A 13,655-nucleotide genomic window follows, 5' to 3' on the forward strand; every position below is an offset into this window, starting at 1 on the left:
GCTGCGCGCAGGATAGGGTGCCGTAGCTCAGGCGGCGGAGCGCGGGCCGGAACGCTCGCGCATGTCCCTGCCTCTGCTCAAAGCACCGAGGCCGGCGGGCACGCCGGCCTCGGTCTGCCACCGATCTCGCAGGAGAGCGGGCGAGGCCGAGGGGCAGTGTCCCCCCCGGCCCTGTTGCAGGCCCGGTGCCGGCAGGATCAGCGCGCGGCGCGGCCCGCGCCCTCGGCGGCGCGCACGATCACCTCGGCCACGGCCTTCGGCTTCGTCAGGAACACGACGTGGCTGCCATCCAGCTCCTCCGTCGTCGCGTTGATCCGGCGCGCCGTCTGGCGCAGCAGGCGGGGGTCGATCGCGCTGTCCTGCCTCGGCACGACGGCCCAGCTCGGCTTGGTGCGCCAGGCGGCATGGCTGAGCTTGCTGCCGAAGGCCGCCATGTTGATCGGCACCTGCGAGTCCCGCATGAAGGCCGCGTCGGCATCGCTCGTGTCGGCGGCGAATCCGGCCTTGAACTTCTCCAGGTTCACGAAGCCGAACCCGTCGGCCTGCGTCTCGATGACGAAGACGGGCGGGGCGGGGATCTCGGCGAACTGGCCCCCGGTGGACTCGCCCGCATCCGGCGCCAGCGCCGCGACGTAGACGAGGCCGGCGACCTTCGGATGAACTCCCGCCTCGGTGATGACGCTGCCGCCGTAGGAGTGGCCGACGAGGACCGTCGGGCCGTCCTGCCTCTCCAAGACCCGGCGCGTGGCCGCGACATCGTCGGCCAGGGAGGTGAGCGGGTTCTGCACGATGCTGACGCGGTACCCGCGGGAGGTCAGCTCATCATAGACGCCGCGCCAGCCCGAGCCGTCCGCGAAGGCGCCGTGCACCAGCACGACGTTCCTGACGGGCTGGGGCGAAGTGGCCTGGTTCGCCGTCTGTGCCTGCGCGGCACCGGCCATGCCCACGGCGGTGCTGGCCGCGATGATGTCGCGTCGCGTGGTGGTCATCACTGGGTTTCCTTCTGGGTGGGCGGTGGGTTCAGGCCAGGGGCGGCGGCGGCCTCCGGGCCCGGACGAGACGGAGACGTCCCGGCACGATCCCGTCCATCAGGACGGGTCTGCACCGCTGGATCCTCTGCTCGGCACGCCCGCTGCCGGGCGCCTGCCGTCGCAAGGTCGCACCTCAGCGCCGCAACGTCCTGGTGATGGCGCCGAAAACATCCAAATTCTCCAGGTGCCCGGGATGCCTCAGGCCCATTCCCATGTGACATTCCCATGATGGCATGGGCCGTCACGGCCAGCAGGTCGAGCGCCCTCGCCCTGCCATGGTTCGGCGTGGCGTAACGCCGCAGCCCGCCACCGTGCCATGGTCGGGCGCATGGCCGAGGCGGCGGTCACCCGGCCTCGCGGGAACGGTGCTCCCGGTCAGCAGCATGTCGCCGATCCCGTCCCCTTGACCGTTCCGCCCTCTTCGGCTTTGCCGGCCGTCGCATGGAGGAATTGCCGGTCGCACACGACGGCACACGACGGCCCAGGTTCGGACCAGTGTCGTTGTTCCTCCCTCGGATTGATGGCTGCCGCCACTTGGCGCGGCGAGTGAAGGATTGTGAATCTTTCCAAATGGGGTCGAAATGGCCAAGACCGTGAAAGCCTTCGCCTTCGGCCCCTACCGCCTCGTCCCGGACCGCCGCGCCCTCGTGGCCGAGGGGAGGGAGGTGCCGATTCGCGGGCGGGCCTTCGACCTCCTCCTCGCCCTGGTGGAACGGCGGGACCGCGTCGTCTCCAAGGATGAGCTGATGGACCTGGTCTGGCCTGGCCGCGTCGTGGAGGAGGGTAATATCACCGTCCATGTCGCGGGCCTGCGCAGGCTTCTCGGCAGCGGCATCATCGCGACCCTGTCCGGGCGGGGGTACCGCTTCGTCGCACCCGTCGCCGAGGTGCCGGCCGAGGATGGGCAGCAGCCCCGCCCCGTCCCCTCCCGCCCGTCGCCGGTGCAGCCGGGGGTGCGATCCGGGGCGGAGACGCCGGCGCCGGCGGGCGCCACTCCCTGGCCGGGGGACCTGCCCCGCCCGCTGACGAAGCTCATCGGCCGCGACGGCGACCTCGACCGGATGGTGTCCGCACTCCACGACTCCCGGCTCGTCACGGTCGTGGGGGCCGGCGGCGTGGGCAAGACGCGGCTCGCCCTTGCCGTCGCCGACCGCATCCGGCGCTGCCACCCTGACGGGAACTGGCTCGCGGATCTCGGGCCGGTGGAGGATCACCGCCTCGTCGCCGCCACCATCGCCGCCGCGCTCGGCGTCGATGTCGGCGGCGGCGACGCGCTCCGCGTCGTGCTCGCCGCCCTGGCCGGCCGGCGCGGGCTGCTGGTGCTCGACAGCTGCGAGCACCTGCTGCGCGCCGCCGCCGATGCCGCCGAGGCGATCCTGCGGGGCTGCCCCGGCATCGTGATCCTGGCGACCAGCCGCGAGCCGCTTCGCGCCGAGGGCGAGCGGCTGCACCGGCTGCAGCCCCTGGGCGCGGCGCCGCCCGAGCTCGCGGTCACCGCCGCGCGGCTGGCGGACTACCCGGCCAGCGAGCTCTTCGTCGAGCGCGCCCGCGCGGCGCTCGGCGACTTCGCGCCGGGCGATGCCGATGCGGGCGAGATCACCAGGATCTGCCAGCGCCTGGACGGTATTCCGCTCGCCATCGAGCTCGCCGCCCCGGCGCTGCAGGCCATGACCCTGGCGGAACTGCGCGAGAGGCTGGAGCGCCACTTCGAGCTGCTCACCGCGGGGCGGCGGACGGCGCTGGCCCGGCAGCAGACGCTCAGGGCCACGATCGGCTGGAGCCTCGACCTGCTCGAGCCGCTGGAGCGCGCGCTCCTGCTGCGGCTCTCCGTCTTCGCCGGCACCTGGACCGCGGGCTCCGCCGCCTTCGTGGCAGAGTGCGCCGCCGGGGAGGACGCCGTCTGCGGCCTGATCGCCGCGCTGGTGGACAAGTCGCTGGTCCAGGCGGATCTGACAGGGGTGCAGGCGCGCTACCGCCTGCTGGACTCGACGCGCTACTACGCCGCCGAGCGCCTCTCCGCCACCGAACTGGCCGAGGCGCGGCGCAGCCTGGGGCAGTGGCTGGTGAAAGCCTATGAACGGGCCGAGGCGGACTGGCCGTTCATGCCCGACGAGGAATGGTTCGCGCTCTACGCGCCGGAGCTCGAGAACCTGCGGGCGGGCCTCGCCTGGGCCTTCGGGCCGGACGGGGACGAGCGGCTGGGCGTCGAGCTGGCGAGCCTGACCGAGCACGTCTGGGGCGAGCTGTCGCTGACGGGCGAGCTGCGCGACTGGTTCGACCTGGCGATCTCCCGGATCGACGGAACGACCCCGCCCGAGGTGGCGGGCCGGCTCTGGCTCGGCCGCTGCGGATGGGTCGCTCCCCGGGGCGCCCAGGCGCTCCACGCCGCGCAGCAGGCAACCGCGCTGTTCCGCGCCAGCGGGCACCGCCTCGACCTCGGGCGTGCGCTGTGGCGGCAGGCCTGGCAGCACATCGTGGCAGGGCGCCTCCCCGAGGCCTGGCCCCTGCTCGGCGAGGCGGAAGGCGTGCTCCGCGAGCGGCGGGAGAGCAAGGCCCTCATATCCCTCCTCCGGGTCAGGGCCGTGGCCCACCTGCGCGACGGCCAGCCCGCCGCGGCCCAGGCCGACCTGGAGGAGGCGCTCCTCATCGCGCAGCGCCTTCGCAGCCCGCGCGACGTCGCCCTGACGCTGGGCAGCATCGCCGAGCTCCACTGCGCGGCGGGCCGGATGGAGGAGGCCATCGCGGTCGCGCAGAGTGCGCCGGCCTCGCTCGGGCCGGCACAGGCCCGCTCCGCTTGGGTGCAGCACATCGCCGGGGCCGTCGCGTCCTACCTCCTGGTCGTGGGCGACATCGCCCGCGCGCGCCCGATCGTCGCGGAGCGGCTGGCGGCCGCGCGGATCATGCGGCTGCCGCACGAGGTGGCCGCGAACCTCGAGAGGCTGGCCCTGATCGCGGCGGTTGAGGGCGACCTGACCACGGCAGGGCGGCTCTACGGCCATGTCCGGTCCGGCCATGCGCGGTCGGGCACCGTGCGCAGCATCGGCTCGCAGGCGGTCCACGACCGGTTGCTCGCGGTGCTGCGCGCGCGCCTGAGCCCGGAGGCGATCGAGCGGCTCGCGGCGCAGGGCGCTGCCCTCGGGGAGGAGGAGATGATGGCCGAGGCCTCCGCCCTCGGGTCGGCCCCGTGATGCTGCGCCCCGCTCACGGCACAGGATATCGCGCGTGGGCCGGCAGCGCGGGCGCGGGGCGCCGGCGCTTACCAGACGACCGGCAGATGGTCCAAGCGACGGATGCCCATGTGCCCCTGCACCCGGGCCGGTGGGCCAGCCAGGCGCAACCCCGGCAGTCGTGAGGTCAGCGCGGAGAGGCTCTCCTCCAGCTCGGCCCGGGCCAGCGCCTCGCCGAGGCACCGATGGGGACCGCCGCCGAACACCATGTGCGGCCGGCGCTGGTCGGCGCGGTGCATGTCGAACAGATCGGGCCGGTCGTAGACCGCCTCGTCGCGGAGCGCCGAGAGCGTGGACAGCGTGAGGTACTGGCCCGCCGGGATGACCGTGCCGCCGAGGACGACCTCCTCCAGCGTCACGCGGCCGACGGAGGCGACGCTCGGCTCGTACCGCAACCCCTCGGCAACCGCGCTGCGGACCAGGCCCGGCTCGGCGCACAGGGCGTCCCACTGGGCCCGGTGCAGCAGCAGCAGCGAGACCTGCGACGCCATGGCGACGCGGGTCGTGTCCGTCCCGCCGATGATCAGGGTCACGATCTGCACGATGACCTCGACAGGTGTCAGCTCGCCCCTCTCCGCCGCGGCGGCGAGAAGGCCGGACAGGACATCGTTCCGGCCGACACCCCGGCCACCCGCCACCAGGACCGCCACGTACTCGTAGAGCGCGCGGGCGTCGTCCTTGATGCCCTCGAGCTCGTCCGGCCGGAAGGTGAAGCTCAGGAAGCGCGAGACGCTGTACACCAGACGGGTGAAGTACGGGATGTCCCCCTCGGGGAGCCCGAGCATGCGGCTGATCACCCGCGCCGGAAGGAGCGCCGCGAAACCCGGCACGAGGTCCGCGCCTCGCTCACCCCTCCACCTGTCGATCAGCGCCTCCGCCTCGCTCCTGATGACCGGGCGAAGGGCCGTGACGAGCGAGGCGGCGAAGGTCCTGGTGAACGGGGCACGGCGGCGGCGATGCTCGGGACCGTTCGAGGTCACCATGCCGTTGAGGAAGATGTCGAACAGCGCCCCGTCCGCCACGCCCCGCTGCCGCGGCAACTCGACCTCCGTCTGCCGGACGCGGCTGTCACCCATCAGTCCTTCCACATCGGCCGCGCGCAGCACGATCAGGCCTCCCCCCTCGCGCGCGATGACCGGCGTTACCGGGCGGTACCGGCCGAACACTCCGTGGGGGTCGGCCTCGAGTTCGCGGACCGACAGGGTGGGAATGCTCCCGACCGGGCTGACTTGGTTCGTGTCCATCGTGCTCTCACATCCATGCGCGAGGTGGCACGACAGCAAAGGTCCATGCCGTCTCGTGCCATCCGATTTTAGGAGATGCGTTCGTCGGTCGCCGCCGCTGGACGCTCCAGGCGAGGGCGGTAGATGGCAGGCGCCCCCGACCGTCGCCCCTCGCCCGAGCGGGCCTACGATCCCCGGCTGTTCAGGCCGTGATCGGCGCGGTGGTCCCCGACGCCTCTCGGCGCGGCACGCCCGTTCGCCGTCCCGGGGACGCTTGCCGTCGCTGCATCCGGAGCGCGATGCCACGCCGCGATGGCAAGCGGGGCCGCGCTGACGATAAGGGCCGTGACGAGGGTCAGGGGCATCGACACTTCGCCCACGGGCAGATCTCCTTCGACATCACGGCGTGGCAAGGCTGCCGTAGCCGCTGTCAGAAGGTGTCGCCGCGTTGGCAAACCTTCCAATGCGCATGGGATATGCTCTGCATTTCCATCGAACATGCGGCGAGGACCAGCCGGATCCGGGTGGAACAGCGTAGCCCCCTTCCCGGCCGGTGATCCGGCCGAAGCCGTTTCCTCGGCCCGCCGGAACAGGGCCGCCAGACGGAGCTGAACGCCTCCCTCTCTCGGCAGCCTCGGCGCGTCCCGCCGGGCCGTCCTACCCCAACGGGGGCGGGCGGACCCCAGGAGGTGCGTCCTCCGCCCAGGCAAGCAGCGCGTCCAGCGCCGGGCACAGGGACTGTCCCCACTCGGTCAGGCAGTACTCCACCTTCGGCGGCACCTGATGGTGGACGATGCGCGCGACGACGCCGTCGGCTTCGAGCTGACGCAGCTGCTGGATCAGCATCTTCTGCGATACGCCGGGAATGGCCCTCTCCAGATCGGAGAAGCGCCGCACCTGTCCGCCGAAGAGCTGGAACAGGATCACCAGCTTCCAGCGCCCCTCCAGCACCCGGATCACGCCCTGGACGCCCTGGGCGGCGGTTTCCGGGGTGTAGGACACCGCCCGGTCCCGCGGTGGGTAGGTTACCGTGCCGTCCGCTCTCGCCATCCGCGCAGACTAGAAACGGCTCGCCGGCGGCGCAACGCCATGCCCGAAGAAGGGCGATGGCCCGAAGGAAGGGGGCGAGGCCCGCTGGTTCCACTCAAATTCCGCCAAGCGCCACGATGGCCGGCACCGGCAGGCTATGGGGTGGTCCGAGTCCCGGACCCGCCCACCGGCGCAGCTGTCGCGGGCGACCTCCGCTTCAGCAGGGCGCCAGCGGCCAGTGCAGCGAAGCCGGCCACCAGCCCCCAGAACGCGGCCCCCAATCCAAAGAGCGACAGACCTGAACTGGTCGCGAGAAAGGTGAGGATCGCCGGATCGCGGTCCTCCCCCGGCGCCACCATGGCCTCGATCGCGCCCGTGAGCGCGGGGATGAGGGCCAGGCCCGTGAGCACCGCGACGATCTCGTGCGGCAGCGCCAGGAAGAACCGCACCAGCACGGGCGAGAAGACCGCCAGCAGCAGGTAGAACCCCGCGTAGAGGACGCCCACGGTCCATCGCGCCGCCGAGTCGGGATGCGCGTCCCGCCCCGTGCAGATCGCCGCCGTGATGGCGGCAAGGTTGACCCCGTGGGCCCCGAAGGGCGCCGCCAGCAGCGTGGCCAGGCCGGTCCCCATCAGCAACGGCCCGGGCTTCGGGGCGTAGCCGGCGGCCCGCAGCACCACCAGCCCGGGCAGGTTCTGCGAGGCGAGCGTCACCAGGAAGAGCGGCAGGCCGAGGCTGAGGACCGCCTGCCCGTCGAAGGCGGGCGCGGTCGCCAGAAGGGTGCCGAGCGTCGCGCCCGGGGGAAGCGACGCCACGTCGCCGCGCAGCACCGCGATCAGCATGCCGGCCGCCAGCACGAGCAGGAGGGCGTGCAACGGGACGCGCCGGCGCGCCGCGACGAAGACGGCGACGAGCGCGGCCACCAGCAGCGGATGGGTCGCCCCCAGCCTGAAGAGCTGCAGGCAGAAGGGCAGGAGCACGCCGGCCAGCATGGCCGAGGCGATGGTGGCCGGGATCCGCTCCGCCCAACGCCCCAGCGCGGGCACGGCGCCGACCGCGATCATCATGAGCGCCGCCGATAGGAACACGCCGACCGCGACGGGCCAGGACAGGCCCGGTGTCGAGGCCGCCAGCAGCGCCGCCCCGGGGGTGGACCAGGCCAGGACGATCGGCATGCGCGACCGGAAGGACAGCACCGCGCCGGCCGTTGCAATGGCGAGGCAGAGGGCGGTCACGGCCGAGGCTGTCTGCTCCGTGGAAGCGCCCAGCACCCGCATGGCCTGGACGACGAGCACGACGGTGCCGCCAAATCCCACAAGGGCCGCGATCAGCGCCGAGGACCATGCCGGGATGGGGGGAAGGCTGCGCAGCATGAAATCTCCTCGGCCGCCCATCGCGAGCGCGACGATACCCCTACCGGTGGAACCGGCCTTCCCAGGAGACAATTATCACGATATTGTTTGCGGGCACGGAAGGCCCATATGAGGACAAAGGAGCCTGCCATGACGAACTCCCCGAAGGGGCCCGTGCCCCTGGACGATCAACTCTGCTACGCCATCTACTCGGCCGGCATGGCCATCCAGCGCGTCTACAAGCCCCTGCTCGACAAGCTAGGCCTGACCTACCCGCAGTACCTCGTGCTCAACGTCCTGTGGCGGGAGGACGGCCAGACGGTCGGCGGGATCGCGGACCGGCTGGCGCTGGAATCGAGCACCCTGACGCCCCTTCTCAAGCGCCTGGAGTCCGCAGGGCTCGTGCGCCGGACCCGGAACCCGGAGAATGAACGGCAGGTCGTCGTCGGCCTCACCCCCCAGGGCCGGGCCCTGAGAGCCCGGGCCGGGTGCCTCGCGGAGGCGCTCCTGGAGGTCTCCGGGAAGTCGCCCGCACAGCTGGGCAAGCTGAACCACGACCTCAGGGACCTCCGTGACACGATCTACAGCACCGGGGATGAGTGGAGTGTCGCGCCGTCCTAGAGCGCAGGTCCCACCCGGCCGGACGGGGGCATGGGAGCAGAGGTCGCGAGCGCGCCGGCAAGGGCGGTACCGCGGGCCTGTGCGAAGGCCTGGGCTTCCTCCGGTTCGGCACTGCTCGTGCTGCTCCAGCGCCGGCCCCTCGCCTTCGCGCCTCCTCATCCGCTGATCGGCCCCGGCACCACCTCCGGCCGTACGCCCGGCCGCGGCAGGCGCTTCCGCAGGGCGGATGCGAGCTCCTCCGCCGCCAGCGGCCAGTCGATACGGCCGGAGCCCGCCCCCGGCGCTGGCGACGCGAGAAGGACCGGCAGCGCCGGCGCGGCCCGGCGCACTGCCCTGGCGAGTTCCGGGCTCCCTCGCGGCAGCAGCGCCGCGTCGAACCGGCCGGGGTCGGCGCGGAGCGCGGCGAGTGCCGCTGCGACCCCGGTGAAGCCCTGCGGCTCGTAGCCGAGTGCCGCGAGCAGCTCCTCCTCGTACGGCAGGTGGTCGTCGTCGTGCAGCAGCAGAACGACCTCCCCACCGCCCCTCGGGACCTCGCATCGTGCGGCCTCCACCGCGGTCGCGCGCGGCAGCCACACCTCGAATCGGCTTCCCTGCCCCGGGCTGCTCCACACCTCCATCGCGCCGCCATGTGCCAGCACGATCTCCTGCACGGTCGCGAGGCCCAGGCCGTGCCCTCCCTGCCGGGTGGTGAAGAACGGCTCGAAGATGCGGCCGAGCGTCGTCGCGTCCATGCCCGGCCCGGTGTCGCGCACGTGGATGAGGATGTAGTGGTCGGGCCGTAGCTCGCCGAGCCGGAGCGAGCGCCTCGCGCGCAGGGTGCGCAACTCCATCTCCAGCGCAACCTCGCCCGCGCCGGCCATCGCCTGCGCGGCGTTGCGGCAGAGGTTCAGGATGACCTGCTGCAGCCGCGTCGCGTCGCCACGCACCATGGCTCCGGCCGGGGGCGGCCCGAAGGCCAAGTGCAGATGGGGCGGGAGCATGGCGCGCAGCAGCGCCTCCGTCTCCGCCAGCAGCGCGCAGACCTCCACCTCGCCCTGCGGCCTCGGCTGCGGCCCGCCGAAGGCGAGGATGTCGGAGGCCAGGTCGCGGGCCCGCTCCGCGGCGCGCCGGATGTCGGCGATGCGCGCGGCCGAGGGGTCCGCCTGCGCCATCTCGGCAAAGCCGAGAATGGCGCCGATGATGTTGTTGATGTTGTGCGCGATGCCGCTGGCGAAGGCGCCGAGCATCTCCATCTGCCGGGACTGGGCCTGCCGTGCGGCCAGGCGGGCCCGCTCCGCCTCCAGGCCACTCCGGGTGACGAGGTTGAGCACCGCGTCGAGCGCGAGGCCGAGCGAGGCGAGCTCCTGCCGGGACGGCACGCGGCCGCGGCGCGTCAGATCACAGCCGAGCAGGGCCACGACTCTGTCTTCCGTCCGGCGCACCGCGGCCAACCAGGCGTGCAGCCCGCCGGGCACGTCCCGAAGGCCGGGATGCCCGGGACCCAGGCGGAGCGTTCCCTCCGCTGAAGGCAGGTGGCGGCCGGCCAGTTCCAGCACGGCCTCGGCCCAGCCATGCGGCGGCGCGGCGCGGTCGGCGGCCCAGAGATGCGGCTGTCCGCGCTGGTCCGCGATCAGGAGGTAAGCGCGCTGGGCGCCGAGGCGGCGGGCGATCTCCTCCAGCGCCCGGTCGAGGACGGCGTGCGCCTCGCCCGGCCTGGTGCCGATCAACTGCGCCGAGAGGCGGGCCAGCATGTGCTCGAAGGCCGCGTGGCGCCTTGCCGCCAGGGATCGGGCGCGCAGGCGGATGCCGAGCAGCAGCGCGCCGGCGAGCAGCAGCACCGCGCTGGCGTAGAGCAGCAGGCGGTAGTGCCGCGCCGCGGCTTCGGCGGCCGCGCGCCGGAGCTGCACCGCGGCGACGATCGCCTCCCTGGCCGGGCCGCTCGTGCTGGCCTGGAGCGCGCGCAGAAGCTCGTCCACCTGCGGCAGCAGCTCGTGCAGCAGCCAGCCATGCGCCAGCAGTGCCGCGACCGGCTCGCCTTCCCGCTCCGGCGGGGCGTGCCGGTGCACCTCCGCCAGGCCGCGCTTCACCTCCTCCACCGCCGGCGCCGAGGTGTCGAGCGTCAGCTGCAGCACCGCCGCCCCCAGCCGGCCCGCCTCAGCCAGGGACCCACCGCCATCAGGCGCGGCGGTGAGCTGGATCGTCAGGCGCCCGAACTGCGCCAGCGAGTTCTGCAGCAGCGCGTTGGAGCTCTTGATGGCCTCGACCAGCGTCTCCTGCCCCGCGCGCCAGGCCTCGAGCCGCTCCACCTGCTCCGGTGCCACGAGGCCGCGCAGCTGCGCGATCGCCCGCTCAACCCGGCGTTCGGCCCGGACCAGCGGATCGTAGTCGCGCAGCAGCCCCGCGCGCGCGGAGAGGAGGTCGCGCCCGATCGTTCTCTCCGCCAGCTCGATCTCGTCCAGCCGCTCCAGCGCCGCGTCGAACGGGCGGGTGTCGACGCCGAAGCCGCGCAGGAGGAGCCAGGTGAGGAGGAGCAGCGCGGCTGCCACCCCGGAAGGGATGCCGGCCCTCATGGCGGCGCAGTGAGCGGGGCGCCGCGGTACTCACCCGTCAGAGTATGAAGGAAGGCGACGATGGACGCGACTTGGCCGTTGTCGAGAACCAGGTTGAGCTGGGCCAGGCCCATGCCGCGCACCGCTTCCCCGAGCGTGGCCGCGCCGCCGTCATGGAAGTAGGGCGCCGTCACGGCGACGTTGCGCAGGCTGGGCACCCGCAGGATCCGCGGCTCGGGCGCGGCCAGCGCGTGGAAGATCCCGTGCCTCTGGAAGAGGTTGCCGCCGATATTCGCGCCCTGGTGGCAGGCCGCGCAGCCGATGCGCCGGAAGAGGTCGTAGCCCGCCCGCTCCTCCGGCGTGATCGCCGAGGTCTCGCCGGCCATCCACCTGTCGAAGCGGCTGCCCGGCGTGACCAGGCCGCGCTGGAAGCTGACAAGCGCATCGAGCAGCGCCTCCTTGTCCGCGGGGCGGCCGTAAGCGCTCCGGAACGCGCTAGCGACGGGCGGATCGGCGGCGAGACGGCGCAGGACGACGTCGAGGTTCGCGCCCATGATGGCGGGGTTCTGCAGCAGGGCTTCGGTATGCGCCTCCAGGCTGCGCACGTCCCCTTCCCAGCCCAGGCGGAAGCTGAGCGCGGCGTTGAAGACGGTGGCGGTGTTCAGAGGCAGGTCCTGCCCGTCGAGGCCGAGGTCGCGCCGGTTCGCGGTCGCTCCGTTGGTCCGCAGGTCGTGGCAGGAGGCGCAGGAGCGCGAGCCGTCGCCGGACAGGCGGGGATCGGTGAAGAGCCGCTCGCCGAGGGCACGCCGGCGCTCATCGACCATTGGCGCCATCGGCAGGAGACCGATCGGGTGCTCGCCTTGTGCCGGCGCGGGAGCGGTGCGCGGCAGCATATCCCCCACCCCGGTCGGGCCGGGAAGGAGTGCGGCGCCGGCGAGCAGCGAGGCCGCGAGGAGCGATCCGGCCAGTGTCCAGGCGGTGGCGCCCGCCCCGACCCAGTGCCGCACTACACGCGCTCGACGGGCACGTCGAAGACGTAGCCGACGCCTCGCTCGGTGCGGATCATGCTCACCGGGCGGCCGGCGTCGAGCTTGCGCCGCAGCCGTAGCACCTGCACGTCGATGCTCCGGTCGAACACGTCCTCATGCATGCGGGTCGCCTGCAACAGGTGCTCGCGCGAGAGAGGCCGGCCGGGCGCATCGAGAAAGGCGCAGAGCAGGGCGAACTCCCCCTTGGTGAGGCGCGCCTCGGTGCCGTCGGGTGCGGTCAGCCGCCGCAGGCGGCGGTCCAGCGCCCAGCCCTCGAAGCGGTGCCGCAAGGCCTCGCGGCGCGGCTTCGGTTGCACCGCCTGGCGGCGCAACACCGCCCGGATGCGCGCGAGCAGCTCACGCGGGCTGAAGGGCTTGGTGATGTAGTCGTCGGCCCCGAGTTCCAGGCCGATCACGCGGTCCACCTCGTCCCGCCGCTCGCCCGTCACGATGATCACGGGAAGGTCGGAGCCCGCGCGGATCTCGCGCAGGAGGTCGAGGCCGCTCCGCGCACCGAGCCTGAGGTCCAGCACCACCAGCGCCAGGTCGTCGCGCGCGAGCTCGCGTTCCAGCGCCGGCCGCTCGACCGTGCCCGTTGCGCGCAGGCCATTGCTGCACAGGAACTCCACGATCATGCGGCGCATGTCGGGGTCGTCATCCACCACGAGGATCCTCTGGAACCAGGACACGGCTCCGGGATCAGCGAGCTGACTTCCGGATATCTGCAACATCGGCTTGGCTCCCGGTCACGCTGTTCCGTCCCTGCCGCGGGCCCTGGGAAATAGCCCGGACCGACCTCGTCTCCCTCGTTACAACGGGGCGGCGCCCCGCGAGACGCAAAGCCGGCACCGGAGGCCAGACGGAGGGCGCCGCTTACAGGGGCCGTATTACCGCCCTGTTGCAGGATGCCCGTTCCATGGCTGCAATTGTCATAGACAGACCAAATACTGGCGGTGGGCGGGATGGTCGCGCCGGCGTGCAGAGCCCCGTGTCGCGGCATGTCGTCCAGCGCATCTCCGGCCGCCCCGAGAGGCTCCCGATGTCGCGTCCCGTGGTGGCGGGGTCGCACGCTCGGCTGTCACTCGCCCCGGCCTCGGCGCACGGCGCGGGTCACTTCGCATCGCGCCATGCCGATATCGGCGAGCATGCGGTCGCTCATGGAGGCGAGTTCCGCCTCCGCGTTGCGCCGCTCGTTCCAGCGCGCCAGCGAGTGGCCAACTCCTTCGGCAATGCGCAGCAGCCGCGAGACAGGCCGATCAACCGCGACGGGAGAGCGCCGGCCTGTGGCGGCGTCCCGCGGCCGGTGATTCCGAATCGACATGAGCAGATTCCCTGTGAAGAGCGAGACAGCGATCAAGCAGGTATCGCCTTGCCGCCTCACGGCCGGATGTCCGATGCCGCCTTTCCGGTTACGGCTGCAACAGCTGCGCGGTACGCCCTTTCCTTGCTGCAGCTGCCAGATATGTTGGGCGCGTTGTTCGTCGGGCGATCACCAACGGGTGGGTTCCTCAGCTCTCGTCACCTCGTGCGGATCGTCACCGCGCAGCAGTGCCCCGCGATGTCTGGATGTCGCGGTGGAACCCTTGCAACGGATCCCAGACCCTCGAAAACAATAT

Annotated in this window: 10 protein-coding genes; 2 read left to right on the forward strand and 8 right to left on the reverse strand. The window is 72.6% G+C overall.

What is annotated here, in order from left to right; all coding sequences use genetic code 11:
* Window positions 1-197: 197 nt before the first annotated feature.
* Complete coding sequence (locus VQH23_RS02795; protein WP_338664095.1) at window positions 198-989, reverse strand: alpha/beta hydrolase; 792 nt, start codon at window positions 987-989, stop codon at window positions 198-200.
* A 623-nt stretch (window positions 990-1,612) separates the two neighbouring features.
* On the opposite strand from VQH23_RS02795, the gene VQH23_RS02800 reads away from it, so the two are divergent.
* On the forward strand, window positions 1,613-4,219 hold the full coding sequence (locus VQH23_RS02800) for a winged helix-turn-helix domain-containing protein (protein WP_338664096.1): 2,607 nt from the start codon (window positions 1,613-1,615) through the stop codon (window positions 4,217-4,219).
* Window positions 4,220-4,287: 68 nt separating this feature from the next.
* Here the strand turns inward: VQH23_RS02800 and VQH23_RS02805 are convergent, their stop codons facing one another.
* The 3 genes from VQH23_RS02805 to VQH23_RS02815 all read right to left on the reverse strand — a co-directional run bounded on the left by VQH23_RS02805 (window position 4,288) and on the right by VQH23_RS02815 (window position 7,883).
* Window positions 4,288-5,502 carry a cytochrome P450 gene (locus VQH23_RS02805; protein WP_338664097.1) on the reverse strand — a complete coding sequence of 405 codons (1,215 nt, stop codon included), beginning with the start codon at window positions 5,500-5,502 and terminating at the stop codon, window positions 4,288-4,290.
* 636 nt (window positions 5,503-6,138) lie between these two features.
* Window positions 6,139-6,531 carry a winged helix-turn-helix transcriptional regulator gene (locus VQH23_RS02810; protein WP_338664098.1) on the reverse strand — a complete coding sequence of 131 codons (393 nt, stop codon included), beginning with the start codon at window positions 6,529-6,531 and terminating at the stop codon, window positions 6,139-6,141.
* Between the two features lie 134 nt (window positions 6,532-6,665).
* Entirely contained in the window at window positions 6,666-7,883 is a 1,218-nt protein-coding gene (locus tag VQH23_RS02815; RefSeq protein WP_338664099.1) for a benzoate/H(+) symporter BenE family transporter, read from the reverse strand.
* 129 nt (window positions 7,884-8,012) lie between these two features.
* On the opposite strand from VQH23_RS02815, the gene VQH23_RS02820 reads away from it, so the two are divergent.
* Window positions 8,013-8,483, forward strand: coding sequence for a MarR family transcriptional regulator (locus tag VQH23_RS02820; protein WP_338664100.1), 471 nt, complete (start codon window positions 8,013-8,015; stop codon window positions 8,481-8,483).
* Window positions 8,484-8,638: 155 nt separating this feature from the next.
* Here the strand turns inward: VQH23_RS02820 and VQH23_RS02825 are convergent, their stop codons facing one another.
* The 4 genes from VQH23_RS02825 to VQH23_RS02840 all read right to left on the reverse strand — a co-directional run bounded on the left by VQH23_RS02825 (window position 8,639) and on the right by VQH23_RS02840 (window position 13,396).
* Window positions 8,639-11,008, reverse strand: a complete 2,370-nt coding sequence (locus tag VQH23_RS02825; RefSeq protein WP_338664101.1) for a two-component system VirA-like sensor kinase — start codon at window positions 11,006-11,008, stop codon at window positions 8,639-8,641.
* Window positions 11,009-11,028: 20 nt separating this feature from the next.
* Complete coding sequence (locus VQH23_RS02830) at window positions 11,029-12,018, reverse strand: cytochrome c peroxidase (RefSeq protein WP_338664102.1); 990 nt, start codon at window positions 12,016-12,018, stop codon at window positions 11,029-11,031.
* Window positions 12,018-12,728, reverse strand: a complete 711-nt coding sequence (locus VQH23_RS02835; protein ID WP_338664103.1) for a response regulator — start codon at window positions 12,726-12,728, stop codon at window positions 12,018-12,020. The genes VQH23_RS02830 and VQH23_RS02835 overlap by 1 nt, the downstream gene beginning before the upstream one ends.
* A 389-nt stretch (window positions 12,729-13,117) precedes the next feature.
* Window positions 13,118-13,396, reverse strand: a complete 279-nt coding sequence (locus tag VQH23_RS02840; protein WP_338664104.1) for a DUF1127 domain-containing protein — start codon at window positions 13,394-13,396, stop codon at window positions 13,118-13,120.
* Between the last annotated feature and the right edge of the window lie 259 nt (window positions 13,397-13,655).

It is taken from the genome of Pararoseomonas sp. SCSIO 73927 (genome assembly GCF_037040815.1).
Lineage (GTDB): Bacteria > Pseudomonadota > Alphaproteobacteria > Acetobacterales > Acetobacteraceae > Roseomonas.

Excerpts from the sequence above, each read along its gene's own strand:
- VQH23_RS02795 (WP_338664095.1), bottom strand. The coding sequence starts at position 989 with ATGACCACCACGCGACGCGACATCATCGCGGCCAGCACCGCCGTGGGC.
- VQH23_RS02800 (WP_338664096.1), top strand. The coding sequence starts at position 1,613 with ATGGCCAAGACCGTGAAAGCCTTCGCCTTCGGCCCCTACCGCCTCGTC.
- VQH23_RS02805 (WP_338664097.1), bottom strand. The coding sequence starts at position 5,502 with ATGGACACGAACCAAGTCAGCCCGGTCGGGAGCATTCCCACCCTGTCG.
- VQH23_RS02810 (WP_338664098.1), bottom strand. The coding sequence starts at position 6,531 with ATGGCGAGAGCGGACGGCACGGTAACCTACCCACCGCGGGACCGGGCG.
- VQH23_RS02815 (WP_338664099.1), bottom strand. The coding sequence starts at position 7,883 with ATGCTGCGCAGCCTTCCCCCCATCCCGGCATGGTCCTCGGCGCTGATC.
- VQH23_RS02820 (WP_338664100.1), top strand. The coding sequence starts at position 8,013 with ATGACGAACTCCCCGAAGGGGCCCGTGCCCCTGGACGATCAACTCTGC.